1 protein-coding gene is annotated in these 279 nt (G+C 40.9%); it reads right to left on the bottom strand.

From position 1 onward, the window contains the following. On the bottom strand, positions 1-279 hold a 279-nt coding region (locus M3P09_RS17260; RefSeq protein ID WP_249974070.1), incomplete at both ends, for an Ig-like domain-containing protein.

A 279-nucleotide genomic window follows, 5' to 3' on the forward strand; every position in this document is an offset into this window, starting at 1 on the left:
GGTTATTGTAACGGTAGCAGTAGAACAGTTTGCTGGGGTGTCATTATCACATATAGTATATGTAAAGGTGTCCGTTCCAGAAAAACCTGCAGCTGGAATATAACCAAAAGTACCATCGTTATTATCGGTTACTGCTCCTATGGTGCCGGTAATATCCAAACTTCCTGCAGAATATACAGCTCCATCTTGCGTATTATCATTACCGATAGCATTTATTAGTGTTGCTGTTGTTGAGTCTTCTGATATGGAAACGGAATCGTCTACCGCTATTGGATTGCC

The organism is Jejuia spongiicola (assembly GCF_023502325.1).
Lineage (GTDB): Bacteria > Bacteroidota > Bacteroidia > Flavobacteriales > Flavobacteriaceae > Wocania_A > Wocania_A spongiicola.